The organism is Amycolatopsis sp. WAC 04182 (assembly GCF_003947465.1).
GTDB lineage: Bacteria > Actinomycetota > Actinomycetes > Mycobacteriales > Pseudonocardiaceae > Amycolatopsis.
Genome location: NZ_QHJJ01000001.1, coordinates 712,863 through 738,932, shown reverse-complemented (window position 1 = coordinate 738,932; position 26,070 = coordinate 712,863). Strand labels below are relative to the sequence as shown.

Genomic DNA, 26,070 nt, shown 5'->3' with positions numbered 1-26,070 from the left:
CGGCACCTCCTCACGGCGTTGGAGGTCTCCCATGTACATAGCCACCAGTAGGGCGGCTGTAGACGTACCGAAAAGCAGCGGCGTGAAACGGGCCGTCACCGGGAACGTCGTCGCGCTCGGCCTGGTCAGCCTGGTCACCGACATCTCGTCGGAGATGGTGACCGCGGTACTCCCGCTCTACCTCGTCCTCGGTCTGGGCCTCAGCCCGCTGCAGTTCGGCGTGCTCGACGGCCTCTACTCCGGTGTCACCGCCGTCGTCCGGCTCGTCGGCGGGCATCTCGCGGACCGGTGGCAGCGGCTCAAGGCGGTCGCCTGCTTCGGTTACGGCCTCTCGGCGCTGGGCAAGATCGGCCTGATGATGGCGGGTTCGTCCACCGTCGCGATCGGCGCGGTCCTCGCGGCCGACCGCACCGGCAAAGGCGTCCGGACCGCGCCGCGGGACGCGCTGATCACCCTGAGCAGCGAGCCGGAACACCTCGGCCGCGCGTTCGGTGTGCACCGCGCGATGGACACCTTCGGCGCGTTCCTCGGTCCGCTGGTCGCGATGGCCGTGCTGTGGCTCAGCCTCGGCAGCTACGACTCGGTGTTCTTCACGAGCTTCTGCATCGCCGCGATCGGCGTGATCATCCTGGTGGTGCTGGTCAAGGACCACCAGCCCAAGCAGCGGGCCGAACGGCCCAAGGTCTCCTTGCGCGAGACCGCGGGCCTGATCCGGCAGGCGTCGTTCCGCCGGATCTGCGTCTGGGCGGCGCTGCTGGGCCTGGTCACCCTCAGCGACTCGTTCCTCTACCTCGTGCTGCAGCGCCGCTGGGAACTCGGCGCGGTCTTCTTTCCCTTGCTGCCACTGGGAACCGCCGGCGTATACCTGCTGCTGGCCGTCCCGTTCGGCAGGCTTTCGGACCGGATCGGCCGCTGGAAGGTGTTCCTCGGCGGGCATGTCGCGCTGGTCGTCGCGCTGCTGGCGCTGCTCGGTCCGGTGGACGGCGGCATCCTCGCGGTGCTGGCGCTCGTGCTGCACGGTGTCTTCTACGCGGCCACCGACGGTGTCCTGATGGCCGCCGCCGGGCCGCTGCTGCCCGAGCACCAGCGGGCGAGCGGGCTGGCGCTGGTGCAGACCGGGCAGGCGACCACGCGGATGCTCGCGTCCGTCCTTTTCGGACTCGCCTGGACCACGTGGGACCTGCACGCCGCGGTACTGGTCGCCGCGGGCGCGCTGGCCGTGGTGGTCGTCGCCGCGGCCGTCCTCCGTCCTTTGCGGACATACGCATGAGGACGCGGATCCTCGGCGTGGTGGCGGCGGTCGTCGTCCTGATCGCGGCGGCCGTCGGCTACGGTGTCGTCTCCCGGGACCGGGGGCCGGACGTCAACTCCGTCGCCGTCGTGTCGGGGCAGCCGGTTTCCGTGCAGGCCAAGGGACAGCTGCTGTTCCGCAACACCGCCGAAGGCCCCGACTTCGGCCATCTCGCGACCGTCCCGGCCGACCGGCCCGGCGAACCGAGGAAGGTGTCCGGCCTCAGCTGCGACCGGTTCGCCGCCTCGGCGGGGACCGCGCTGTGCCTGGCCGCCCAGCCAGGGGTGCTGCCGCCGATGACCGACGTCATCGTGCTGGACAAGGACCTCACCGAGATCCGCCGGATCGAGCTGCCCGGCACCCCCAGCCGCGGCCGGGTCTCGCCGGACGGGAAGCTCGCCTTCTGGACGCTGTTCGTCAACGGGGATTCCTATGCGGAGACCGGGTTTTCGACCAGGGCGGGGATCTTCGACCTGAGGACCGGGAAGCTGATGAAGAGCATCGAGGAGATGGGGCTCCTGCTCGACGGCAAGCCGTACTACTCGTCCGACGTGAACTACTGGGGGATCACCTTCACCCCCGACGGCAAGCGCTTCTACGCGACCGTGGGGACGAAGGGGAAGACGTACCTGGTCGAGGCGGATTACGAGAAGCTCGTCGCGAAGATGATCCGGGAGAACGTCGAATGCCCGTCGCTCTCGCCGGACGGGAAGCGGATCGCCTTCAAGAAGAAGGTTTCCGCCGATCTCGCGGCGCCGTGGCGGCTCGCCGTCCTCGACCTGGCCTCCGGGCAGGAGACCATGCTGGCCGAGACGCGCAGCGTGGACGACCAGGCGACCTGGCTCGACGACCGGACCGTGGCGTACGGCGTGGATTCGGCGATCTGGTCGGTTCCGGCGGACGGGAGCGGGGCGGCCCGGGAGCTGGTGGCGCAGGGTTCCTCGCCCGCGGGCGTGTAGCCCTACACGACGCCCATCGCCTCCGCCTGCTCACGGAACACGTCGTAGGCGGCCCGCCCGAACAGCACGAACCGCACCAGTTCCACGGAGCAAGACCCGGCCGAGAGCGTGGTCACCACGGTCTCGAGGGCGATCTCCGCCGCGGACTCGACCGGCCATCGGTAGATCCCGGTGGAGATCGCGGGGAAGGCCACGGTGTGGGCGCCGAGATCGGCGGCCACGTGCAGCGAGTTGCGGTGGCAGGCGGCCAGCAGCGCGGAACGGTCTTCGGAATCGGACCACACCGGCCCGACGGTGTGCACCACCCAGCGCGCCGGGAGGCGGCCCGCCGTGGTGGCGACCGCCTCTCCGGTCTTCAGTCCCTTGCCGTAGTGCCCCGCGCGCAGCGCCCGGCATTCGGCGAGGATCTCGGGTCCGCCGCGGCGGTGGATCGCGCCGTCCACCCCACCGCCCCCGAGCAGCGACGAGTTCGTCGCGTTGACCACGACGTCGACCTGCTGTTCGGTGATGTCGCCTTCGACCAGTTCGATCATCGTGATCGCTCCGTCAGTCGGTGAAGTACTCGATCAGTATCGGGGCAACGGCCTTCGGCTTGAGCATATGCGTCTGGCCCTCGATCGTGCGGTACTCGGCGCCGGGCACCGCCTTCGCCAGCGCGGCGACACCGTTGCGGATCCACGCGGGGCTCTTGCCGCCGTCCATGACCAGTGTCGGGACGGAAACGCTCGCCCAGCGGCCCTCGGGCAGCGGGGTGCCGTCGTGCAGGCCGTCGAACAACGCGGCGTCGTAGCGCAGGGTCGGCGCGACCTTCTTCAGCTTCGGCCAGGCGGGCATGAACTGCATCATGAACACGACCGGAGCCGGGACGCGGACGCCTTCCCGCATGAAGGTCTTGATCGCGGTGCCGGGGCGGCCGTCGGCGATGGCCTTCTCCAGGCGTTCGTCGTAGTCGGCCGGGACCGGCGGGCGGGTGTCGTCGACGACCAGCGGGAATTCGTAGACCGCCAGTTTCGTGATGGGGAGCCCGGCTTTCGCGGCTTCGAGGGCGAGCGCGGCGCCGGACGAGATCCCGTAGACGTGGGCGGTCCCGCCCGCTTCCTTGATCAGGGCCGCGATGTCCTCGACCTCGCGGGCGACGGAGAACGGCTCGGTGTCGCCGCTTTCGCCGCGGCCGCGGCGGTCGTAGGTGTAGACGGTGAAGTGCGCGGCCAATTCGGCGGCCAGCGGCGTGGCCGGGCCGAACTCGCGGTGGCACATCGCGCCGTCGACCAGGATGACGGCCGGGCCGGAGCCGGTGCGGGTGTAGGCGATGGTGGTGCCGTCTTGCGAGGTCACGGTGCTCATGGCGGGAATTCTCCTCGGGTGGTCTAGCGAGCGGAACGGAAGATGACGGCGGTGACCCAGCCCCAGGCCAGCATCACGGTGGCCCAGAAGGCGAGCATCACGGCGGCGTTCGCGTTGCCGGAGCTGATCCCGGCGAAGGAAGCGAAGAACGCGATGCCGGTGGCGCGGGAGTAGACGGCCCAGCCGCGGTTGCCCTCACGGGAGAAGCGGCTCGCGAAGACGAAGGTCGCGACGATCAGCGAGAGGAAACCGATCGAGCCGGCGGCCATGTGCAGGACGCCCGCGGTGCTGAGGGTGCCCGGGCCGGTGCCGGCGGGGCTGGTGTCGATAGGGAAACCGTTGCCGGGGTCGGCCTTGAAGACCGCGGCGAAGAGCATGCTGGCGCCGAAGACACCCAGCAGCCGTGGTCCCCACGTGCTGCCTCTGCCCGGTTCGAGCGTCCGGCTCAGGCCGACCGCCCCGGCGATCACCAGGACACCGGAGACCAGGAAGTTCGTCACCTGGATCCAGCCCGCGTCGCCGTTGCTCAGCATGCTCGCCGGGTGCTTCGTCAGGTCGAAGCCGTCGCGGACGGCGGCTTGGACGAGCGTGGTCAGGAAGTACAGCGGGCCCGAGACGGCGCCGCACGCGAGCAGGGCGCGGGCCGGCAGGGCGACGTGGGTCCGGGGGGCGGTGATGGTCATCGGTTCGGCCTTTCGGGGCGGCGAGTACGTTGGCACAACTCTCGCTCCGAAAGTCTCGATTGTCAAGACAAAAAAATTTGTCGGTGATGCGTGCTGCGACGCCGAGGGTGTCGCGAGTGGATGGCTACTTGGCGTTTCGCAAGGTCAGAAGGGTGATCTCGCTCGGCGCGAAGACGCGCAGCGGCGGTCCCCAGAAGCCGGTGCCGCGGCTCGTGTAGAGCTGCGTGCGCTCGCCGTGGCGCGAAAGACCGGCCAGTACGGGCTGATCGAGCCGGACCAGGAGATGGAACGGCCAGATCTGGCCGCCGTGGGTGTGCCCGGAGATCTGGAGATCGATACCGGCCTCCACGGCCTGCTTGACCTGCTTCGGCTGGTGGGCGAGCAGGACGACCGGAGTGCTCGCCGGGACGCCGTCGAGCGCGGCGGGCAGGTCGGGGCCGTGGCCGGGCAGGCCGGAGGCGGCGCCGGTCGGGTCGTCGATGCCGGCGAAGACGAGCGTGTCCCCGTCGCGGCTGACGGGCAGGTGCCGGTTGTGCAGCGTCTCCCAGCCGAGGTCGCGCATGTGGTCGAGCCAGGCCTGCGCCTCGCCGAAGTACTCGTGGTTGCCGGTGATGTAGAACTTGCCGAGTTTCGCCCGCACCTTGCCGAGCGGCGCCACCTGCTGTGCGCGTTTGGCGACGGAACCGTCGGCGAGGTCACCCGCGTGGGCCACGACGTCGGCGTCGAGCTCGTTCACCACCTCGACGACCTTCTCCGACCACGCCGTCCGGTTCAGCGGACCGAAATGGGTGTCGGTGATGATCGCGAAGCGGAGGCCGTCGAGTCCTTCGCCGAGGCGGGGGAGCACGACGTCGAGTTCCTTGAGCCTCGGCACGCGGCGGGCCTCGAACATCCCGTACGCCGCCAGCGCCGCGAAGGTGGCCAGGACGACGCCGGACACGATGCCCGCCGCACTGTCCACTCCGGACAGGGCGAGGACGAGTCGCAGCACGTTTCCGAGCACCGACAAGGAGAACAGCAGCCAGATCAGCCCGAGGGAGAGGTCGCCGATCTTCGCCGCGAGGTCACGCTGCCACGGGCCGTGGCCGAGGACCATGCACGCGGGGACGGCGACCGCGGCGGCGGCGAACACGATCGTGCCGAGGACTTCGAGCGGAGCCGGGAGTGCGGGGGAGCCGACGATCGTCCACCACGGCACGCCGAACAGGAGGGCGAGAACGGCGATCAGCGCGGCGACGCGGACAAGGATGCGGGGCATGATGTCGGCCAGACTAACAGACCATTGGTCTCTACCGCCCTCTTCCGGCCCCCAGGCTCGGTCCGTGAAGGCCTCCTTGAGGGACCCAGAGTCCCTCAAGGAGGCCTTCACGGAGTTAGCGGCCCACGTAAGCGCGAAGGTGCTGTGCCGTGAGCGTGTCACCGGAGTCGACCAGATCGGCCGGAGTCCCCGTGAACACCACCTGACCCCCGTCCGAACCGGCGCCCGGTCCGAGATCCACGATCCAGTCCGCGTGCGCCATCACCGCCTGGTGATGTTCGATCACCACCACCGTGTTCCCGTCGTCGACGAGCCGGTCGAGCAGGCCCAGCAGCTGGTCGACGTCGGCGAGGTGCAGACCGGTGGTCGGTTCGTCGAGGACGTAGGTCGCCGATTTCTCCGCCATCCGGATGGCGAGTTTGATCCGCTGCCGTTCCCCGCCGGACAGCGTCGTGAGCGGCTGCCCGAGCCCGAGGTAGCCGAGGCCGACGTCGGAAAGCCGGTCCAGGATCGTCCGAGCCTGCCCCGAGGGGAAGAACTCGCGCGCCTCGGCGACCGGCATCGCGAGGACCTCGCTGATGTTCTTGCCCCGCAGCCGGTACGTCAGCACTTCGGCGGTGAACCGCTTGCCCTCGCATTCCTCGCACACCGTCGCCACCCCGGCCATCATCGCCAGGTCGGTGTAGATCAGCCCGATGCCCTTGCACTTCGGGCAGGCGCCTTCGGAGTTCGCGCTGAACAGGGCCGCCTTGACGCCGTTGGCCTTGGCGAACGCGGTGCGGATCGGGTCGAGCAGGCCGGTGTAGGTCGCCGGGTTGCTTCGCCGCGAGCCGCGGATGGCCGACTGGTCGAGCACCACCACGTCGTCCCTTGTGGACAGTGAGCCGTGGATGAGCGAGCTCTTGCCCGAACCGGCGACGCCGGTGACCACGGTCAGCACCCCGAGCGGGATGTCCACGTCGACACCGCGCAGGTTGTGCCGGGTCGCGTTCCGGATCTCGATCTGCCCGCGCGCCGCGCGGACGTCGGTGCGCAGCCGTGCCCGGTGGTCGAGGTGCCGTCCGGTCAGCGTGCCGGACGCGCGCAGGCCGGCGACATCGCCGGTGTAACAGATCTGCCCGCCGTTCGGTCCGGCCCCGGGGCCGAGGTCGACGACGTGGTCGGCGATCTCGATCGTCTCCGGTTTGTGCTCGACGACCAGCACCGTGTTCCCCTTGTCCTTCAAGAGAAGCAGGAGACCGTTCATGCGCTGGATGTCGTGCGGGTGCAGCCCGACGGTCGGCTCGTCGAAGACGTAGGTGACGTCGGTGAGGCTGGACCCCAGATGCCGCACCATCTTCACGCGCTGCGCCTCGCCGCCGGACAGCGTCCCGGATTCACGGTCGAGGCTCAGGTAGCCGAGGCCGATCTCGACGAGCGAGTCGAGGGTGCCGCGCAGGGTCTGCATCAGCGGCCCGACCGACGGATCGTCGATCTTGCGGAGGAAGTCGGCCAGGTCGTCGATCTGCATCGACGAGCAGTCGGCGATGTTCAGTCCCTCGATCTTGGATGACAGCGCCGCCTCGTTGAGCCGGGCGCCTTCGCACGCCGGGCACTGCCGGAAGGTGATCGCCCGGTCCACGAAGGCCCGGATGTGCGGCTGCGTCGCTTCCTTGTCCTTCGACAGGAACAGCCGCCGCACCTTCACCAGCAGGCCCTCGTAGGTGGTGTTCATCCCGCCGAGCTTCATCTTGGTGGCGGGTTTGTGCATGAAGTCTTCCCACTGCCGCGGGGTGTAGTCCTTCAGCTTGACCGCGGGATCGACGAAACCGGACTCCGCCAGTCCCTTCCAGTACCAGCTGCCTGGCGTGAAGTTCGGGACGGTGATCGCCCCTTCGTCGAGCGAAAGCTCCTTGTCGACGAGCTGGTCGAGATCGATGCTGGTGACCTTGCCCAGCCCCTCGCATTCGGGGCACATCCCCTCGGGAAGGTTGAAGCTGAACGCGCCCGACGTCCCCACGTGCGGCGTTCCCAGCCTGCTGAAGACGATCCGCAGCATCGTGTGCGCGTCGGTCGCGGTGCCGACCGTGGACCGCGAGTTGGCGCCCATCCGCTCCTGGTCGACGACGATCGCCGCGCTCAGGTTCCGCAGCGCGTCCACGTCCGGCCGTCCGACCGGGGCCATGAAGGACTGGATGAAAGCGGTGTAGGTCTCGTTGATCAGCCGCTGCGACTCCGCGGCGATGGTGCCGAACACCAAGGACGACTTCCCCGAGCCCGAGACACCGGTGAAGACGGTGAGACGGCGTTTGGGGATGTCGACCGAGACGTCGGCGAGGTTGTTCTCTCTGGCTCCGCGCACCTGGATCATGTCGTGGCTGTCGGCGGCCGAAGGCATAGCTCTCCCCTGGTTGGAACTCTTTAGCCTGTAAAGTGAGGGTAGCAGAGGTTAGTTTAGGCTGTAAGGAGTTGGCAAGTGGTCGTCTACGCGGCGCAGGGGGATCCCCGGCGGTCGATGGCACTGCTGTGGCGGACCGAGTCGCCGGACGCCGAGCGGCCCGGCCCCAAACCGGGGCTTTCGGTGGATCTGATCGTCGAAACCGCCATCGCCATCGCGGACGCCGAAGGGATGCCGGGCCTCTCGATGCGGGCGGTCGGGGACCGGCTGGGCCGCACGGCCATGGCGCTCTACACCTATGTCCCGAGCAAGAGCGAACTCGTCGATCTCATGCACGACAAGGCGCTCGCCGAGCTTCCGGCCATCTACGACGGAGACGGCTGGCGGGCCGACGCCGCGCGCTGGGCCGAGGACCTCTGGGACTTCTACCTGCGGCACCCCTGGGTCCTGCAGGTCTCGCAGGCGCGGCCGGTGCTCGGGCCGAACGAGTACGTCGTCCTGGAGGCGCTGGTGAAGATCCTGCGCCGGACCGGGTTGCGGCCGACGGCGCTGCGGCGGCTGGTCAGCGCGCTGTACTCGTGCGTGCGCGAGCCCGCCAGGACGGCTTCGGAGGCGCGGCTGGCCGAAAAGGTGACAGGACAGTCCGACGACGAGTGGTGGTACGCGCGCTCCGGGCATCTGAAGGAGGTCTCGCCCGACTTCGCCGAGCGTTTCCCGACGCTGACCTGGATGGAGGGCGAGCACGCGTTCCGGATGGAGGACGAGACGGTGTCCTATCTGGAGCAGGAGGCGAGGGAGGCCTTCGAGTTCTCGCTGGCGGTTCTCCTGGACGGAATCGAAGTGGCGACGAAAGCGGAGTAGCCTTCTCCGCATGCCCTCCGATTTCGCCTTGAAGACCATGAACGCCGTCCACCGCGTCATCCAGAAGGTCAGCGGCGGCCGCGCCGGCTGGCAGGTCGCCGGGATGACCGTCCTGGAACTGACCACCATCGGCCGCAAATCCGGCCAGCCGCGCACCGTGCTGCTGACTTCGCCGCTGCGCGAGGGTGACGCGTACGTCATCGTCGCCTCGCGCGGTGGCGACGACCAGCACCCGGCGTGGTTCCTCAACCTCCGCGACAACCCCGACGTCCAGGTGACCCTGAAGGGTGAGAGCGCGAAGCCGATGGTCGCGAGCGTGGCCGATGCCGAGCAGCGCGCCCGCCTGTGGCCCAAGATCACCGCGGACTTCAAGAACTACGCGCAGTACCAGACCAAGACCGAGCGGGAGATCCCCGTGGTGCTGCTGAGCCCGAAGGCGTAACCCGGCATCCCCCGCACGGGCCGGGTCCATCGGCCCTACCGGCGAGTCGGTAAGCCGGGGACCGTGGATCTCGACGAAGCACACGACGAGAACGCGGGGATGCCGATGTCCGACTCCTTGGGTCTCGAAACGCTCGGCCGCGAGCAGTGCCTTGCGCTGCTCGCGGGCGCCGGGCTCGGCCGGGTGGTGTTCACCTCGCGGGCCATGCCGGCGATCCAGCCCGCGCGATTCGCGCTCCACCACGGTGCGATCGTGGTCCGGACGCCGTCACAGAGCGCGTTGTTCGCCGGGACACTCGACAGTGTGGTGGCGTTCGCCGTCGACGAGTTCGCCGAGGACCTGGGGACGGGCTGGTTCGTCACCGTCGTCGGCCGTGCCGCCGAGGTGCGTGATCCGATCGTGATCGCCGAGCTCGAGACCCTGCCGCTGGGCTGCTGGACTGGTCGGACGGACGCCCGGTACCTCCGCATCCCGATCGAATCGGTGACCGGTCGAAGGATCCTCGGCGCTTGCGGTAACGAAGCGCTGTCCGTGATCGACGCACCAGATGAGCGATCCGGGCGCGTCTGTCACTCCTGACCCCACTGCCCGGGGAGTTACTCCGGGACGGTGACGCCAGTGCGGCGGGTGAGTGCGGCGAGTGACGCCAAAGCGCCCAGGATTCTGGACGCGGTGGCCGGGATCGCCCACGATCTCAGTCTCTCCGACATCCTGAGGCGCCTGGTCGAATCGGCCTGCGACCTGACCGGTGCGCCGTACGGCGCGCTGAGCGTGCTCGATTCGAGCGAGTTCATCCGCTTCGGCGACGCCTGGGACCGGCCGCCGTCCGAGGACGAGTCCCTGGTGGTGCCGATCCGCCTGCGTGGCCGCATCTTCGGGATGCTGTACCTGGCCCGCAAACCGGACGGCGAGGAGTTCACCGAAGCCGAAGAGGATTTGCTCGTCGCGCTCACCGCGGCGGCCGGTGTGGTGATCGAGAACGCCGCGCTGTTCGAGCAGGTGCAGCGCCGCGAACGCTGGCTCGAAGCCTCCTATCACGTCACCGGCGCGCTCCTGACCGACCAGGATCTGACCGCGACCCTGCGCCTGATCGCCGAGCGCGCCCGCGTCGTCGCCGGCGGTTCGGCGGGTGCGGTCGCCCGGCCGCGCGGTGACGGGATGCTGGTCTTCGAGATCGTCGAGCCGCCGGGGCCGGACGCCGACCGGCTCGCCGGGGTCACCGTGCCGACCGAAGGCACCGCGACCGGACTGGCGTACACGAGCGGCAAACCCGTCGTGGTCCGGGAGTACGGCGACAAGGTGATCGAGCACCAGGGCGGCCGCGGCGTCACGATGCCCGCGATGGTCAAGGACCTGGATTCCACGATCGCCGTCCCGCTGGTCGTCGGCGAGGAGAAGCTCGGCGTCCTGCTGGTGGCGAAGTTCCGCGACAAGACCCCGTTCTCCGCCTACGACGTCCAGCTCGCCGAGACCTTCGCCGCGCACGCCGCGCTCGCGGTCGAGTTCGCCCGCGCGCAGCAGGACAGGCAGCGCCTCGCCGTCTTCGAAGACCGCGACCGCATCGCCCGCGACCTGCACGACCTGGTGATCCAGCGGCTGTTCGCGATCGGGCTCGGCCTGGAGGGGCTCAGCAGGCTCGCGGGCGAACCCGCCGTCGCCGACCGCGTGACCGGCTTCGCGCACGAGATCGACCGCACCATCCGCGAGATCCGCAACAGCATCTTTTCGCTGCAGGAACCGGCGGAGGCGCAGGGCAGCCTCCGGTCGGAGCTGCTGCGTGTCGCGCTCGACGCGGGCTGCGCGTCGGAACCCCGGGTCGGGTTCGACGGGCCGCTCGACTCGGCCGTGCCGGACACGGTCCGCTCGGATCTCATCGCGACCCTGCGCGAAGCACTGTCCAATGTGGTCAGACATGCCGAGGCGACGGCGGTCTCGGTCGACGTCTCCGTCGACCGGGACGGCCGGTGGCTGAAACTTTCGGTGGTGGACGACGGCGTCGGCATGCCGGCCGAACCCGGCCATCGCAGCGGCGTGGCGAACCTGGCCGAACGCGCGGCCCGCTGGAACGGTTCGTTCGCCGTCGAAGCGGCGCCGGACGGCGGGACGAAGCTCGACTGGTCGGTGGAGCTGCCGGCCCGACAGGGGAGTGTGCGATGACGATTTCGGTGTTCCTGCTGGACGATCACGAACTCGTCCGCACCGGGCTGAAGACGGTCTTCGAGGCCGAAGACGATCTCACCGTGGTCGGCGAAGCGTCCACGGCCGCCGAGGCGTACGTGCGGATCCCCGCGGTCAAACCGCAGGTCGCGGTGCTCGACGTCCGGCTGCCGGACGGCGAGGGGGTCAGCGTCTGCCGGGAGATCCGGGCGTCCGTCGATCCACCGCCCGCCTGCCTGATGCTCACGTCCTATTCGGACGACGACGCGTTGTTCGGTGCGATCATGGCGGGCGCGGCCGGGTACATGCTCAAGCAGGTCTCCGGTGGCGCGCTCGTCAAGGCCGTCCGCACGGTCGCCGCGGGCGGATCGCTCCTGGACAGCACGTTGACGGCGTCGGTGATGAACCGGCTGCGCGGGGAGAGCGCACTCCCGGACCCGCGGTACGAACAGCTGAGCCCGCAGGAGCGACGGGTGCTCGACCACATCGCCGACGGGCTGACCAACCGCCAGATCGCGGAAAAGCTGTACCTGGCGGAGAAGACGGTCAAGAACTACGTGTCGTCCCTGCTGCACAAGCTCGGTTTCGAACGCCGCACCGCCGCCGCCGTCTACGCCACGCAACGCCGCAAGCCCACCGTCTAGAAGATCGCGAACCCGCCGGCGAAATCGGGGTTCTCGCGCAGCACCCGGCGCAGTTCGTTGAGGGCTCGGTGCTGGGTGACGCGGACCGCGCCCGCGCTCGCCATGCCCAGCGCGCCGGCGGTCTCTTCGGCGCTGTACCCGTGGATCACCCGCAGCACCAGCACGTCGCGTTGTTTCGCCGAAAGCACCTCGAACAGCCGCGACAACCGGCGGCCGCGATCCGCCCTTTCGACCTCTTCGAACGTCGGGTTCCACGGTCCGTCCGGTTCGGGCTCCGGATCGGGCACCGGCGCGGACGGGTCGCGGGCGAGGTTCCGGCGGACGTCGGACACCTTGTGCGCCGCGATCCCGAAGACGTACGGCAGGAAGCTGTCGTCCTGGTAGCTGTAGCGGGGCAAGGCCACGAGTACGGCCATCAGGACCTCCTGGGCGCAGTCCTCGGCGCTGGAGATTCCCCGGGTCACCACGCCCAGTCTGGCCGCGCAGTACCGGAACACGATCGGCCGGAGGAGCGCCAGGAGGCTCCCGACGGCCCGCCGGTCACCGCTGATCGCCGCGCGGATCAGTTCGCCGTCCGGCTCTCCCGGGCGGGGCTGATAGGTCGGGCGAACGGTTTCGGCCACGGTCATCACGCCGGATCTGCCGTTCCAGGCGCGCCCCTGTGCGTTCCCATCGTCCCCACCTCCCGCAAGCCCCCAGGCCTGTTTGGCCCCTTCGACGTTACGGAGCGCGCCCGCGCGTCACACCGGTACAGCAGCCCGGAGTAGTCGGGTCTTTCGGCCCTGGTGTGCCCGGGGTATGGACTTTCGCCAGATTGGTCTAGACAATTAGCCCAGCGCGGCGGCAGGCCGCCCTTCCACGGAGGAATCGCGATGAGGCGTTCCAGATCCTTGTCATTTCTGGCCGTTTTGGTGCTCGTCTTCACCGGCCTGGTCACGGGCGGTGGCACCGCGAGCGCGGCCAACCTGCTCCTCAATCCCGGTTTCGAGGCGGGCTCGACGTCCGGCTGGTCCTGCGCGGCGGGCGCGACCGTGACCACACCGGTCCGTTCGGGCGGTTACGCCGTTTCGGTCACGCCCGGCTCGACGATCGGGAAATGCGCACAGACGGTGTCCGTCCAGCCGAACACGACCTACGCGGTGTCCGCCTGGGTGAACGGGAACCCGGTGTACCTCGGGGTCACCGGCGGGCCGTCGACCTGGACCGCCGCGACCTCCTACACGCAGCTGTCGCTTTCGTTCACGACGTCGGCCGCGCAGACGACGGCGGAGGTGTACGTCCACGGCTGGTACGGGTCGGGCACCTACTACGCGGACGACATCAGCCTCGACGGACCCGGCGGTGGCACCCCCGGCGCGCCGCCCGCACCGGGGAATCCGGCCGTGGGCACGGTGACGAACTCGTCGATCGCGCTCTCATGGGGCGCCTCGGCGGGGACCGTGACCGGCTATCGCGTGTACGAGTCCGGCAAGGTGGTCGCGACGGTGACCGGGACTTCGGCGACGATTTCGGGGCTGACGGCCTGTTCGTCACACAGCTATTCGGTGGCCGCCTACAACAGCGCGGGCGAGTCGCCGAAGACCACGGAGGCGGGCGCCACGACCTCAGGCTGCGTCGACTCCGGCCTGCCGAAGCACGCGCTGATCGGCTACCTGCACGCGAGTTTCGCCAACGGCTCCGGCTACACGCGGATGGCCGACGTGCCGGCGGCGTGGGACATCATCAACCTGGCCTTCGGTGAGCCGACTTCGGTAACTTCGGGCGACATCCGCTTCACGCGGTGCCCGGTCGCGGAATGCCCGACCGTGGAAAGCGACGCGGATTTCATCGCCGCGATCCGCGCGAAGCAGGCTCAGGGCAAGAAGGTCCTGATCTCCATCGGCGGCCAGAACGGCCAGGTCCAGCTGACCACGACCGCCGCGCGGGACGCGTTCGTCAGCTCGGTGTCCGCGATCATCGACCGGTACGGGCTGAACGGCCTCGACATCGACTTCGAGGGACACTCGCTGTACCTCAATTCCGGCGACAACGACTTCCGCAACCCGACCACGCCGGTGATCGTCAACCTCATCTCGGCGCTGAAGACGCTGAAAGCCCGCTACGGTGCGGGATTCGTCCTGACGATGGCGCCGGAGACGTTCTTCGTGCAGACCGGATACCAGTACTACGGCGGCCTCGGCGGCGCGGACAACCGGACGGGCTCGTACCTGCCGGTGATCCACGCGATGCGGGACGCGCTGACCGTGCTGCACGTCCAGGACTACAACTCCGGGCCGGTGATGGGGTTGGACAACCAGTACCACTTCATGGGCGGCGCGGACTTCCACATCGCGATGACCGACATGATCAAGGCGGGCTTCACGGTGTCCTCGACCGGATTCCGGTTCCCGGGGCTGCGTGAGGACCAGATCGCGTTCGGCCTGCCCGCCGCGGTGAGCGCGGGCAACGGGCACACCGCGCCGGCGGCGGTGCATTCGGCGCTGAACTGCCTGGTGAAGAACTCCGGATGCGGGTCGTATTCCTTGCGCGGCGGCGCTTCGCCCGCGTTGCGCGGCCTGATGACGTGGTCGATCAACTGGGACCGGTACTACGGATGGGAGTTCCAGAACGCGCACGAACCGTTCCTGAACGCCCTGCCCTGATCGCTGCGCATGGGGTGCGCACGGACCGGCTCGCGAGGCTCCGGTGACCATTGTGGTCACTGAGGTGTTCCCCAAGTACATGAAGGCCCCCTTCACTGCGCTAGACGTAGTGAAGGGGGCCTTCATGTACTTACGGGCGCGCTGGGTGGGCACGTCCGGCACCGCGTGACCGCGACGTCGTGAAGGCCTCCTTCCCTACCCTCAAAGTAGGGAAGGAGGCCTTCACGGACCGGCTCGCGGCACCGCGCAATTAGTCCTCTGAATGCGGGCGAAAAGGAGCGGGCCCGCACCGTGCAGCATCGGTGCGGGCCCGCGGTTCGAAGGGGACGTCAGAAAGCCGCGGTGATCCGCGTGAAGTCCCAGTCGTTCTGCGCGATGCCACTGCAGTTCTCGGCGACCCCGCCGTTCGGGCAGCCCCGGTCACGGTTGGTCGACCAGAACGCGAGCCTGGCGATCTTGTTGGTCTTGGACCAGTCGGTGATCCGCGTCCAGGTGTCGAGACTCGTCAGTTCCCGCTGGTCCGAAAGACCGTTCATGCCGCTGATGCCGAGGTGGCTGTACGCCGTGGCGTCGTTCCACCCGAAGGTCGACTTCAGCTTGTCCCGCAAGCCGTTCGCCGCCTTGATGGTGTTGCCGTACATATCCGCGCCACCACCGAAATCGAACGGCATGATCGTGTAGACGTCGATCCCGGCGTTCAGTGCCTTCGACTGGTCGATGAGCCGGTTGCCCCAGGAGTTCGGGCCGCTGGTCGTCGTGCCGAAGGTGAGGATGGTCTGGATACCGGGGTTGTTCGCCTTCACGATCTTCAGCGCGTTCAGGACGCGGTCCTGCACGACCGCGTTCTCGAACTCGTCGGTGTTCTCGATGTCGATGTCGATCGCCTTGAGCGCGTAGGCGTCGATCACCTTCTGATACGCCCCGGCGAGCGCTTCCGGCGTCGAGCAGTTCGGGCCGAGCTTGTTGCCGCTCCACCCGCCGAAGGACGGCACGATCTGCCCGCCCGCGGCCTTGATCTGCGCGATCGCGTTCGCGTCGACGCCGCCCTGCAGCGGACGACTGCCGTCCCAAGCGGGATTGCAGCCACCGGACGACAGGATGAACGCCATCGTGAACCACTTGATCCCGGTCGCGTTCATCACCGTCTGCGGATTCGGCGGGCTGCCCCAGCCCATGTACAGATACGGCGCGCCACGGCCGCCGGGCGGTGGCGGGGTGCTCGTGGTCGTCGTCGGGGAGGTCGTGGTCGTGCTGGTGGGCGTGGTCGGCGTCGTGGTGGGACCGCCGCCGCCCGGATCGCAGGACCCGCCGTTGATCTTGCAGTTCGCCGGGGCGACGTAGCCCCCGGAGTACTTGACGTTGAAGCCGAAGCTGGTGGAACCGCCGTTGGAAAGGTTGCCGTTCCAGGTGTTCTTCACCGTCACGTGCTGCCCGGAGACCGAGTAGCTGCCGTCCCACAGTGAAGCGATCGAGTGTCCCGCGGGGAGGTCGAATTCGACCGTCCAGGCCGGAAGGCTCGATCCGGAGTTGTTGCTGATCGTGTACTTGCCCTCCCAGCCGGAGCCCCAATCGGAGCCCTTGCTGAAGGCGGCGCCGACGCCGCCGGCCGCGGAGGCCGGCGCGATCACGAGGACCGCGCCGGCCGTTGCGGCAGCGGCGGACAGGCCGATGGCCTGGATCCAAGTCCGCTTAGCCACAGTCAACCTCTCAGTTCAGGCCATTGCGCATGGCCGTGACGAGTTCACCGTTGGTGGTGTCACCACTGAGCTCCCAGAAGAACGCGCCGCCGAGACCCTGGTTCTTGGTCCAGCCCATCTTTCCGTTGATGGTCGCGGGAGTGTCGTAGCTCCACCAGTTGTTGCCGCACTTCGCGTACGCGGTGCCCGCGATCGTGCCGGTCGACGGGCAGCTGTTCTTGAGGATCTTGTAGTCCTCGATGCCCGCCTCGTAGGTGCCCGGCGCCGCGCCGGTCGCGGTGCCGCCCGGGGCGTCCTGGGTGACGCCGGTCCAGCCTCGGCCGTAGAAACCGATACCCAGCAACAGTTTGCTCGCCGGGACACCCTTGGCCTTGAGCTTCTGGATGGCGTCGTCGGAGTTGAAGCCCTGCTGCGGGATGCCGGGGTAAGAGGTCAGCGGCGAGTGCGGGGCCGTCGGACCCTGCGCCGCCCAAGCGCCGAAGAAGTCGTACGTCATGACGTTGTACCAGTCGAAGTACGCCGACGCGGGGCCGTAGTCGGCGACGTCGAGCTTGCCGCCGCTGCTGGCGTCCGCGGTGATCGCGGCGGTGACCAGGAACGAGGAGCCGAACTTGGTGCGCAGCGCCTGAGCGACGTTCTTGATCGCGGCGGGACCGCTGGTGTCACAGGTCAGACCACAGGCGTTCGGGTACTCCCAGTCGATGTCGATACCGTCGAAGACGTCGGCCCACCGCGGGTCCTTGATCAGCTTGTAGCAGGATTCCGCGAACGCGGCCGGGTTCTTCGACGCCTGGCCGAAGCCGCCGGACCAGGTCCAGCCGCCGAACGACCACAGCACCTTCAGGCCCGGGTACATCTTCTTCAGCTTGCGCAGCTGGTTGAAGTTACCGCGCAGCGAACCCGCGTCCCACGAGTCCGCGACACCGTCCACACTGGACCCCGCGTCGTAGAACTTGTCGTAGTCGGCGTAGGTGTCGTCGTTCGCGGTGCAGGAACCGTTGGTGACGTTGCCGAACGCGTAGTTGATATGCGTCAGCTTGGCCGCGGAACCGGAAGTGTGAATGTTCTTCACGTGGTAGTTGCGGCCGTAGACGCCCCACTGCACGAAGTAGCCGAGGTTCTTCTTCGCGCCCGGGTTCGGGTTCGAAGTCGTGGTGGTCGGCGGATTGCTCGTGCTGGTCGACGTCGGGGGATTCGACGTCGTGGTGGTCGGTGTGGTCGGCGTCGTGGTCGGATTACCGCCGCCCGGGTCGCACGAGCCGCCGTTGATCTTGCAGTTGGCGGGCGCGGTGTAAGCGCCGGAGTACTTGACGTTGAAGCCGAAGCTGGTGGAACCGCCGTTGGAAAGGTTGCCGTTCCAGGTGTTCTTGACGGTCACGTGCTGGCCGGAGACGGTGTAGCTGCCGTCCCACAGCGAAGCGATCGAGTGGCCCGCCGCGAGATCGAACTCGAGGGTCCAGTTGGTCAGGCTCGATCCCGAGTTGTTGGTGATCGTGTACTTGCCTTCCCAGCCGGAGCCCCAGTCCGACCCCTTGGTCAGAGTGGCTCCGACGCCACCGGCCGCGTTCGCCGGCACGGTCACCAGACCGACCGCCAGCGCCGCCACGGCCGTGAACAGGCCGACCAGATGCCATCTTTTTCTCGACATTTCACTCCTTACAACCCGGTGCAGGGAAATGATCTTGGAGATGATTTCGTCAAAGGGAAATCAGCGACATCGCGTTGCCGTGGCCGGAGCCGGGCAGGCGGGGATGCGTCTTCATCGACCACCTCCACGGGGGAACGCTTTGTTGCGGGAGACGGTACGTGGTCTGGACCAATATGGGAAGCATCACTACGTAGAGTGGTGATTTTCCTGCGAACGGCCTAATACGTTCGACAGCGTTAACCGTTCACTGGTTCGGTGCCGGTCACCGACGGAATTCGTCCATTTCGCCGAGCCGGGCGATATTCGCGGATTCGTCGGGGTCGGGCAGGACACCGGAAAGGAACACCTCGGTGATTTCGACGGCCACGTCGGGGGCCAGGCGCTTGAGGCTCAGTGCCAGCACGTTGGCGTCGTTCCACTTGCGCGCGCCCGCGGCGATCCAGGTGTCCCAGGCCAGCGCCGCGCGGACGCCGGGAACCTTGTTGGCCGCGATGGCCGTCCCCGTCCCGGTCCAGCACATCACCACGCCGAAGTCGGCCTCGCCTGCCGCGACCGCCCTGCCCACCGCCGCGCCGAGCTCCGGCCAGACGTCCGACGTCGCGGGGCGGGACACCTCGTGGCCCGCCTCGGCGAGATACGCCTGGACGGCGTCCGTGGTGGCGTTGCGGTCGTCGGCGGCGAAGGCGATCCTCATGTCCGGATCGTAACGCCGCGTCGACCGGTGGCGAACCGGAAGTCATGGGAGGATCGCGGCGTGGACTCGTCTGCGGAGGAGCACCAGGTACAGCGTGACCAGGAGATCGCACGGACACGGATTCTCGACACCGCCGCCCGCCTCATCGGCGAGGCAGGTTTCGCCCGGCTCAAGATCGGCATGATCTGCGCCAGGACCGGCTATCCCAGCGGCGTCGTCTACCAGCTGTTCGGCTCGAAGGAGACGCTGGTCCAGCGGCTCGTCGAGTTCGCCGCGGAGAAGTTCGCCGACGTCTTCAGCGCCGCCGTCGCCACCCGGACCGGCGGGCTGGCCCCGAGCCCGATGGACATGCTGCGTGCGCTGCTGGACATCTTCTTCGAGCTGCTCACCGACATGCCGCCGCTGAACCGGGCGTTCGTGGTGCTCTGGACGGACGCGACCGTCGGCGATCCGGCGGTGCGCTCGGCGATGACCGAGGCCGACCGCCGGTACCGCTTCGCCATCGCGCAGACCGTCGCCGCCGGGATCGCGGACGGCTCCATCACCGGCGTCCGCGATCCCGACGCGTACGCGGCGGCACTCGTGGGGCAGCTGCGCGGGATCGCAGTGGCGGCGATCATCGATCCCGGCGGCATCGATCTGCGTGCCGTCCGCGCGGAGATGGAGTACGCGGTGGATCGGCTCGCCTAGACCTTCGTCAGCTCAGCCGCGCCGAAGGAGACGCTGAACCGTTCGCACCAGATGGTCACGCTCGAATAGCGTGCCAGATCGGTGCCCGCGGGCAACGTGTAGTTCTGGCTTCCCTTGTTGCCCTTGAGTTTCCCGGCGCTCACGTACGCGCCGTCGTCGAACACGAACCAGCCGCCCTTGCCGGGGATGACCGGCGCGTCGGTGAGCCAGACCCGCAGATCCGGCCCGTTGCTCGTGTCGAGGTTCTCCAGGCGCAGCACCAGTGATCCGTCGGCCGCGCGCAGGATCCGGACGTCGCCACTGGTCGTGTGCTCGTGGCTGATCAGTGCGCCGGTGGCCACGACCGAGGGCTCTTTCGGGGCGGGCGTGGCACTTCCGGAAGTCTGAGCCGTCGGTTGAGCCGAGGGCTGGGCGACGACGGGCACGGCCTCCTGGACCGTTTCGTTCACCCAGAGCTTCCACGGCTGGAACCAATAGAGGCCGGCGGCGGCGGCCACCGCCACTCCGACCGCCACCACGGCGAGCACCCGCTTGCGTTTCATGGGGGACATTCAACCGCGTGAAGCGTCCGGATCGCCCGGTTCGGGCGGTTACCGAACTCTTACGGCACCGATCGGGCGGGGTCACGGCTGGGTGTCGGTGCCTTGACCCGGATCACGCAGCTTGACACGATTGCCGATCTGAAAAGGGCATATCGGACGGAGGCCCCTCGATGGGTTCGGCGATGTTTTCCATCCTCCTGCCGGTAGCGCTGGCACTCGTCATGTTCGGGCTGGGCCTGACCCTGACCGTCGGCGACTTCACGCGGGTGCTGAAGTATCCGAAGGCCGCCGTCATCGCGCTGGCGTGCCAGATGATCGTGCTGCCCGTGATCTGCGTCGGCCTGATCGTGTTGTTCGGCCTCGGAGGCGTGCTCGCGGTCGGCATGATGCTGCTCGTCGCCTCACCCGGCGGGACCTCGGCGAACCTGTTCAGTCACCTCGCCGGCGGTGACGTCGCCCTCAACGTCACACTCACGGCGATCAACTCCGTGCTGGCCGTGTTCACCCTGCCGCTGGTCGTCGGCCTGTCGATGGCCGAATTCCTCGACGGCAGTGCCTCGGTCGGGCTCCAGCCCGCGAAGTTCGTGCAGGTGTTCGCGATCGTGCTGATTCCCGTCGTGATCGGGATGGCGGTGCGGGCCCGGTTCACCGATTGGGCCGAGCGGATGCGCAAACCGGTCAAGATCGGCTCCGCCGTGGTGCTCGTCCTGGTGATCGCGGCGGCGATCGCGCAGGAATTCCGGACGCTGGTGGACAACATCTGGACGCTCGGGCCGGTGGCGCTGGCGCTTTCCGTGCTCAGCCTCGCGATCGGGTACTACGTGCCACGACTGTTCCGGGTGGACCGCGGGCAGTCGATCGCGTCCGCCATGGAGATCGGCGTCCACAACGCCACCCTCGCCATCGCGGTGGCGATTTCCGTGCTCGGTGACAAGGCGATGGCCGTGCCCGCCGGGATCTACGGCGTGCTCATGTTCTTCCCCGCCGGGATCGCGGCGTTCCTGTTGTCGCGCAGCCGGGAGAGCGCGCCGGTCTGAGTGGACACCGGGGTTCAGCCTGCCGGTGTGGAGAGCTGGACGTACTCGGGGGTGTCGTCCAGCCTCACCCGCAGGATCGGCACGGTCTTGTTCACCGGGTCCCCCCGATCGTCGAACGAGATCATGCCGCTCGCGCCGGGGACCGCCAGCTTGCCGTGCAGGCGGTTCTTGGCCTGGAGCACGTCCTGCGCGGTCACCTGCGCGGGCGCGGTCCTCGGGATGCCGCGGATCGCCCACACCACGGTGAGGACGGCGTCGTGGGAGAGGATGGCGATACCGTCGTCCAGCCGTTCCTTGGGGAACACCGCGCGGAAGCATTCGGTGCAGCCGTCTTCCTGGAAACTCGCGACCGCCGCGGGATTGAACACCCCGGGCTCGGTGGTCCACGCGCGGGGATGGGCGAGGCCGGGACCCAGCACGGTCACCTTGGCTTCCAGTCCCCTGCGCATTTCCGGGCTCGGCGGGCCGACCAGCGCCAGATCACCGGTCAGCACCGTGATGGGCCGGTCGAGGCACGGGCGTTGCGCCAGCCCCGCCACGAAGGAGGCGAGATGGTTTTCGCGGCCCGCGAAGTACACCACTTCCGCTTCGTTGCCACAGATGTTCGGCAGCATCTGCAAGAACGTGTTCTCGATCCCCGGCAGGCTGGAGTCGTACACCTCGGTGCGCCCGACCATCCGGTGCGTGTCGTCCGCGAATTTCGCGGTGAAGGCCGACGCGAGCGTCTTCGGGTACAGGTCGGCCGGGTTGGCGTCCTGCACCAGTGTCGCGGTGCGCGCGGTCGGGCGGACGTAACCTGCCGCGGCCATCCCGTAGGTGGAACTCGTCGGGGACACCCGCATGAAACCGGGGATCTCGGAGAACTCGTCGGCCGCCACGGGGGAGGCGACGAGCGGGATCTTGTGCTGTGACAACCGTTCGATGGCGCTGCGTGCCGAGCCGAGGCTCAGTCCGATGCCGGTGACCGCCACGAGACGTTCGCGTTCCACGCGGCCGATGAGGTCGTCCACCACGGGTTCCCAGTGGGCCAGCCGGCTGCCGGGATTGGCCAGCAGCAACCGGATCAGCGGGAGACTGCCCCAGGACCCGGTGGTGTTCGCCCGGCGCTGGGCGATGTAGGCGCCCTGGAGCTGATGCCGCACCCACTCGGCGGACAGGATGTCGTTCTCGACCAAGGTCATCGGCAACAGGACCGCGATCGTCACGTAGGGCTTGCCGGAGCCGGTGACCGACGCGTTCTCCTTGCGGATGTGTTCCTCCACGCCGGCCAAGTCCGGGGAGAACGCGTAGGCGCCGTCCGTGACACCGACGCACTCGGCGTGTTCGCCGCGCTGCTCCACCCCGTCGGCGCAGCTGCGCCCGGCCTTGTCGATCGCCGGCACGACGACGAACACGGCCACGAGCGCGGCGACGAGCAGAAGGACACCCCCACCGGCCATCAGCCACTTCGACCACGTCGGCCGTGGTGGCCTGATCCGGTCGCTCGGTGCGGTCATCGGTATCTCTCCGCCCTCTCGTGCAACAGGATGGATCCCCGTCCTCGTCCGTGCGCCAGCTGGTGGAAACCGCCCCTGATGGTCTGGTTCAGCGTCTCGCCGGGGTCGCCGAGCGGGTCCGCCGCGATCCACAACGCGACCACCAGCCAGGAAAGGGTGACCTCCAGGTCGCCGTCGGCGTTCCGGGTGCGCGCTTCCAGCTGGTCGTACGCGGCGACACCCGGGTCCAGCCGGTTGGGCGCCGCGGTGATGACATCCAGTTCGGCCAGCCATGCCTCGGCGGCGGGCACGTCGAACTCCGCTTGGTCGTCGGCGAAGGGCCCGCTCAGATGCGCGACGACCGCGGAGACGTTCTCCAGTGCCAGATCGTGATAGCGCGCCGCCACGCTTTGGCCGTGTGCTTCGTAGAAGTCGCGGCACCGCGTGTGCACGTGGGTCCAGTTCAGTGGGTGATCATCGCCGCGTGAAGCCAGCTCCTGCAACAGAACCCGGCGAAGCCAGGGGTGCAGGACGTAGCGGAGCCCGTCTCCCGGTTCCGCCCGCAACCACAGGAGATCGCCGAGCTCCTTGAACAGCGCGCCTTCCTCCGTGGCGTTGCGCAGCTCGACGATGTTCTTGTGGAACAGCGTTTCCACGTCGCGGGCGGCGCTGGCCGTGACGAGATCCTGCCTGCTCGGCGCCGGCAGGTCCTGCAGCAGAGAGGCCTGTGCCTCGGCGAGCAAGGTCGTCTCGGTGCCGTCCTCGGCGGTGACGACGGTCCGCAAGGCCGTGCGGAGAGCGGCCGGGTCGCGGGAATCGTAGAGTTCCGCCGACGCGCCGAAGACGGCGGCGACGGCACCGGGGTGCCCGTCGGTGAGCCGGTGCAGGAAGCGCGGCAATCTGGAGGTCGGGTGGATGTCGCCGCGGGCGACGATGTCCACCACGTCGTCCTCGGACAGCGTGCCGAGTTCGATGAGATACCACGGATACCACCGGGAATCCTGGCCCGCGGCCCGATCCGATTCCACATCGGACGGTCGCCGGGGCGACGGCGTCCGCAGCCCGCCCGTTCGATGGCCGGCCGGTCGTCTTCGCGACGGCGTGCCCCGCTGCGGGGTCAGCAACGACCAGGTCTCGTTCCAATCCGGATTCCACCGGCGGCTGGTGGCGATCACCACCAGGGGGTCGGGCTCTCCGCCGGAGCGATGCCGGGCGTCGGTCAGGGCCCGCAGGAAGGCCTGCCCGCCGGGAGTGTGCGCGTTGTCGAGGAGGACGACGCTGTTGAGCGTGCGGCGGGACCGGTTGACGCCGTGGTAGTCCTGGCGCAGATCGGTGAGGAAGGCGTCGCAGAAGATGCCGTCGACGGCGGCGCGGTCCTCGTCGTCGCCCCGCGCGTGCTTGGCGATTTCGATGAGGAAATCCTCGTGGTTGCCGGTGTTGGCGGGCAGCGCCTTGATCTTGCCGACCAGCCGCCGCCTGCCGTACCAGCCGAGTCCGCGCAAGAGCAGGTCGGTGGCTTCGGGCCAGCCCTTCAGCCCGCCCGCCGGAGCGACCCCGCCGACGAGCCGCATCACGTCGACGATCGTTTCCCGATTCTGTTCCAGGGGCTGGTTCTCCGCCAGCAGTTCCCGGATCTTGCGCAGCGCGGCACGGCGGTCGCGCAGTTCCACGGGCGCGCTCAGCACCAGCATGCACAGCCACAACCGGGGAAACGCCAGGCGGCCGAACTGCTTGCGGTGCCTGCCGAGGTCGAACGCGAGATGGGCGAGCAGTTCGCGCGGCTGGATGTTCTCCCGTTCGTGCCGTTCGAAATCGAGACAGGCGTGCGGAATTTCCTCGCAGCGTTTCGCGATCGCGTCCAGCAATGCCGACTTCCCAGTCCCTCGCGCGCCGAGCGCGACCACGACCGGCAAGGCCCGGCTTTGCCCTTTCGGGCGGCTGAGCAGTTCCTCGACCAAACCACCCGCGATCGAACCGAGACCGGATATGCGGGGTATGCCGGCAGGCATCGACCCCCCTCCCCGCGCGGCTCCCGATTCGACCGCGCCACAGTGAGCGTCGACTATAGACAGCCGATGGCGCGACCGCAGGGATTCCGGCGAGGAGGGGGAAGACGCTGTTTCGGGTTAACCGATTCGGCCTAACATCGGGTCACGGTTAGCGCCGATGCGGGAATCGTGAAACCGTAATTTCCGCACGGATATGAAGACGTTACGAAGGTGACGAGAAATCATCCGCCGAATCGGGCCGACGCGTCCCCGATGGCCTGATCGAGTACGGCGATCCCTTCCGCCAGTTCGTTCTCCGTCGCGGTCAGCGGGGGAGCGATCCGGAAGACCCCGCCCATTCCCGGCAACTGCACGATGTTCATGTGCAGCCCCAGTTCGAGGCAACGCCGGGTGACCAGCGCGCCGAGTTCGTCGGAGCTGTGTTTCGTGGCACGGTCCACGACGAGTTCCACGCCGACCAGCAGGCCCCGTCCGCGGATGTCGCCGACGACGGGATGACGGGCGGCGAGGTCGTCGAGGCCGCGGCGGAGGAAGGCGCCCAGTTCGGTGGCGCGTTCGTCGAGCCGGTCGCGCGTGAGGACGTCGAGGACGGTGTTCCCGACGGCCGCCACCAGCGGGTCCGCGACGTGCGTGGTGAAGAACAGGTAGCCGCGGTCATGCGCTTCCTGCTCGATTTCGGCGCTCGTGATCACCGCCGCCAGCGGGAGACCGGCGCCCAGCGTCTTGGACAGCGTGAGGATGTCGGGGACGACACCGTCGCGTTCGAAGGCGTACCAGTTTCCCGTGCGGCACAGGCCGGTCTGCGCCTCGTCGAGGATCAGCAGCATCCCGCGTTCGCGGCATTTCTCTTGCAGGGCGGCGAAGTAACCCTCGGGCGGCTCGATGATCCCGCCCGAGCTGAGGATCGGTTCGACGATGCACGCCGCGAGGCTGCCGACGGACTGGGCGTCGATCATCTCGAACCCGAAGTCGAGCTGGCGCTTCCAGTCCAGTTCCCCTTCCGGGGTGAGGAAATCCGGCCGATAGGCGTTCGGCGCGGGAATGGCGAAGTTGCCGGGCGCGGTCGGCCCGTAGCCCTTGCGGCCCGCGCTGTAGGTCGCGTTCGCCGCCGCTTGCGTCATCCCGTGCCACGACCTGGCGAACGAGACGATCTCGTGTTTGCCGGTCACGAGCTTCGCCATCCGGATCGCGGCCTCGTTCGACTCCGCACCGGTGGTCAGCAGCAGCGCCTTTTCCAGCGGTGACGGCAAAGTCTCGGCCAGCCGTCGCGCGAGGTCGACGACGGGGCGGCTCAGCATCCCGCTGAACAGGTGGTCGAGCGAGCCGATCTGCCGCCGGACGGTGTCGACGATCTCGGGATGCGAATGCCCGAGGATCGCGCTCATCTGCCCGGAGGTGAAGTCGAGGATCCGCCGCCCGGACTCGGTGAACAGGTAGCTCCCGGCGGCGTGGTCGATGATCTCGCGGGTGAAGTCGCCGGCCCCGGCGTAGCGCACGAGGTGCCGGTCGGCGTCGGCCCAGAAACGGTCGGCGGTGGACAGGTCGGTGATCGGAGCAGCCATGTCTCGACGGTAGGTCGCCGCCGAGCGACACGTCCAGCTCACGATTCCGGCTGTGCTG

At 68.5% G+C, this 26,070-nt stretch carries 23 protein-coding genes; 10 read left to right on the top strand and 13 right to left on the bottom strand.

The genetic code is table 11. From position 1 onward, the window contains the following. Window positions 1-31: 31 nt before the first annotated feature. A complete protein-coding gene (locus DMH01_RS03755) occupies window positions 32-1,270 on the top strand; it encodes an MFS transporter (protein ID WP_125673708.1) in 1,239 nt (412 codons plus the stop codon). After that, a complete protein-coding gene (locus DMH01_RS03750) occupies window positions 1,267-2,250 on the top strand; it encodes a PD40 domain-containing protein (RefSeq protein ID WP_125673707.1) in 984 nt (327 codons plus the stop codon). Before DMH01_RS03755 ends, DMH01_RS03750 begins: the two co-directional genes overlap by 4 nt. A gap of 2 nt (window positions 2,251-2,252) precedes the next feature. Here the strand turns inward: DMH01_RS03750 and DMH01_RS03745 are convergent, their stop codons facing one another. From DMH01_RS03745 to DMH01_RS03725, 5 genes are all read right to left on the bottom strand, one after another. After that, a complete protein-coding gene (locus DMH01_RS03745) occupies window positions 2,253-2,783 on the bottom strand; it encodes an O-acetyl-ADP-ribose deacetylase (protein WP_199745355.1) in 531 nt (176 codons plus the stop codon). Between the two features lie 13 nt (window positions 2,784-2,796). After that, window positions 2,797-3,594: an alpha/beta fold hydrolase gene (locus tag DMH01_RS03740; RefSeq protein WP_125673705.1), complete on the bottom strand. Its 798-nt coding sequence runs from the start codon at window positions 3,592-3,594 to the stop codon at window positions 2,797-2,799. Between the two features lie 23 nt (window positions 3,595-3,617). Continuing rightward, on the bottom strand, window positions 3,618-4,277 hold the full coding sequence (locus DMH01_RS03735) for a DUF998 domain-containing protein (protein WP_125673704.1): 660 nt from the start codon (window positions 4,275-4,277) through the stop codon (window positions 3,618-3,620). 124 nt (window positions 4,278-4,401) lie between these two features. After that, complete coding sequence (locus DMH01_RS03730) at window positions 4,402-5,535, bottom strand: metallophosphoesterase (RefSeq protein ID WP_125673703.1); 1,134 nt, start codon at window positions 5,533-5,535, stop codon at window positions 4,402-4,404. Window positions 5,536-5,650: 115 nt separating this feature from the next. Then, window positions 5,651-7,912: an excinuclease ABC subunit UvrA gene (locus tag DMH01_RS03725; RefSeq protein WP_125673702.1), complete on the bottom strand. Its 2,262-nt coding sequence runs from the start codon at window positions 7,910-7,912 to the stop codon at window positions 5,651-5,653. 78 nt (window positions 7,913-7,990) lie between these two features. On the opposite strand from DMH01_RS03725, the gene DMH01_RS03720 reads away from it, so the two are divergent. The 5 genes from DMH01_RS03720 (at window position 7,991) to DMH01_RS03700 (ending at window position 12,016) form a co-directional block, all read left to right on the top strand. Then, window positions 7,991-8,773 (top strand): TetR/AcrR family transcriptional regulator, encoded by a 783-nt coding sequence (locus DMH01_RS03720; protein ID WP_125673701.1) that lies wholly within the window; start codon window positions 7,991-7,993, stop codon window positions 8,771-8,773. Between the two features lie 10 nt (window positions 8,774-8,783). Further along, on the top strand, window positions 8,784-9,215 hold the full coding sequence (locus tag DMH01_RS03715; RefSeq protein ID WP_125673700.1) for a nitroreductase family deazaflavin-dependent oxidoreductase: 432 nt from the start codon (window positions 8,784-8,786) through the stop codon (window positions 9,213-9,215). 99 nt (window positions 9,216-9,314) lie between these two features. Continuing rightward, a complete protein-coding gene (locus tag DMH01_RS03710; protein ID WP_125674304.1) occupies window positions 9,315-9,794 on the top strand; it encodes a pyridoxamine 5'-phosphate oxidase family protein in 480 nt (159 codons plus the stop codon). Window positions 9,795-9,842: 48 nt separating this feature from the next. Next, window positions 9,843-11,372 (top strand): GAF domain-containing protein, encoded by a 1,530-nt coding sequence (locus tag DMH01_RS03705; RefSeq protein WP_233621387.1) that lies wholly within the window; start codon window positions 9,843-9,845, stop codon window positions 11,370-11,372. Next, on the top strand, window positions 11,369-12,016 hold the full coding sequence (locus DMH01_RS03700) for a response regulator transcription factor (RefSeq protein ID WP_125673698.1): 648 nt from the start codon (window positions 11,369-11,371) through the stop codon (window positions 12,014-12,016). The genes DMH01_RS03705 and DMH01_RS03700 overlap by 4 nt, the downstream gene beginning before the upstream one ends. Here the strand turns inward: DMH01_RS03700 and DMH01_RS03695 are convergent. Further along, entirely contained in the window at window positions 12,013-12,645 is a 633-nt protein-coding gene (locus DMH01_RS03695; RefSeq protein ID WP_125673697.1) for a sigma-70 family RNA polymerase sigma factor, read from the bottom strand. The genes DMH01_RS03700 and DMH01_RS03695 overlap by 4 nt on opposite strands. A 243-nt stretch (window positions 12,646-12,888) precedes the next feature. Between DMH01_RS03695 and DMH01_RS03690 the strand changes: the two genes are divergently transcribed. Continuing rightward, the gene (locus DMH01_RS03690) at window positions 12,889-14,658 is read left to right on the top strand and encodes a chitinase (protein WP_125673696.1); all 1,770 of its coding nucleotides are present in this window, start codon (window positions 12,889-12,891) and stop codon (window positions 14,656-14,658) included. A gap of 329 nt (window positions 14,659-14,987) precedes the next feature. Here the strand turns inward: DMH01_RS03690 and DMH01_RS03685 are convergent, their stop codons facing one another. From DMH01_RS03685 to DMH01_RS03675, 3 genes are all read right to left on the bottom strand, one after another. Then, window positions 14,988-16,328, bottom strand: coding sequence for a cellulose binding domain-containing protein (locus DMH01_RS03685; protein ID WP_370323350.1), 1,341 nt, complete (start codon window positions 16,326-16,328; stop codon window positions 14,988-14,990). Between the two features lie 37 nt (window positions 16,329-16,365). Next, complete coding sequence (locus tag DMH01_RS03680) at window positions 16,366-18,003, bottom strand: glycosyl hydrolase family 18 protein (protein ID WP_125673695.1); 1,638 nt, start codon at window positions 18,001-18,003, stop codon at window positions 16,366-16,368. 262 nt (window positions 18,004-18,265) lie between these two features. Beyond that, a complete protein-coding gene (locus DMH01_RS03675) occupies window positions 18,266-18,697 on the bottom strand; it encodes an RpiB/LacA/LacB family sugar-phosphate isomerase (RefSeq protein ID WP_125673694.1) in 432 nt (143 codons plus the stop codon). A gap of 60 nt (window positions 18,698-18,757) precedes the next feature. Here DMH01_RS03675 and DMH01_RS03670 point away from each other — a divergent pair, with 60 nt between their 5' ends. Next, a complete protein-coding gene (locus DMH01_RS03670; RefSeq protein WP_125673693.1) occupies window positions 18,758-19,387 on the top strand; it encodes a TetR/AcrR family transcriptional regulator in 630 nt (209 codons plus the stop codon). Here DMH01_RS03670 and DMH01_RS03665 read toward each other — a convergent pair. After that, complete coding sequence (locus tag DMH01_RS03665) at window positions 19,384-19,929, bottom strand: DM13 domain-containing protein (protein ID WP_125673692.1); 546 nt, start codon at window positions 19,927-19,929, stop codon at window positions 19,384-19,386. The two genes, DMH01_RS03670 and DMH01_RS03665, sit on opposite strands and share 4 nt — an antisense overlap. A gap of 170 nt (window positions 19,930-20,099) precedes the next feature. Here DMH01_RS03665 and DMH01_RS03660 point away from each other — a divergent pair, with 170 nt between their 5' ends. Beyond that, entirely contained in the window at window positions 20,100-20,966 is an 867-nt protein-coding gene (locus DMH01_RS03660) for a bile acid:sodium symporter family protein (RefSeq protein ID WP_125673691.1), read from the top strand. A gap of 14 nt (window positions 20,967-20,980) precedes the next feature. Here DMH01_RS03660 and DMH01_RS03655 read toward each other — a convergent pair whose 3' ends face one another. The 3 genes from DMH01_RS03655 to DMH01_RS03645 all read right to left on the bottom strand — a co-directional run bounded on the left by DMH01_RS03655 (window position 20,981) and on the right by DMH01_RS03645 (window position 26,012). Then, complete coding sequence (locus DMH01_RS03655; protein ID WP_125673690.1) at window positions 20,981-22,462, bottom strand: ABC transporter substrate-binding protein; 1,482 nt, start codon at window positions 22,460-22,462, stop codon at window positions 20,981-20,983. After that, the gene (locus DMH01_RS03650; protein WP_125673689.1) at window positions 22,459-24,450 is read right to left on the bottom strand and encodes a hypothetical protein; all 1,992 of its coding nucleotides are present in this window, start codon (window positions 24,448-24,450) and stop codon (window positions 22,459-22,461) included. The genes DMH01_RS03655 and DMH01_RS03650 overlap by 4 nt, the downstream gene beginning before the upstream one ends. 221 nt (window positions 24,451-24,671) lie before the next feature. Continuing rightward, window positions 24,672-26,012, bottom strand: coding sequence for an aspartate aminotransferase family protein (locus DMH01_RS03645; RefSeq protein ID WP_125673688.1), 1,341 nt, complete (start codon window positions 26,010-26,012; stop codon window positions 24,672-24,674). Window positions 26,013-26,070: the final 58 nt, after the last annotated feature.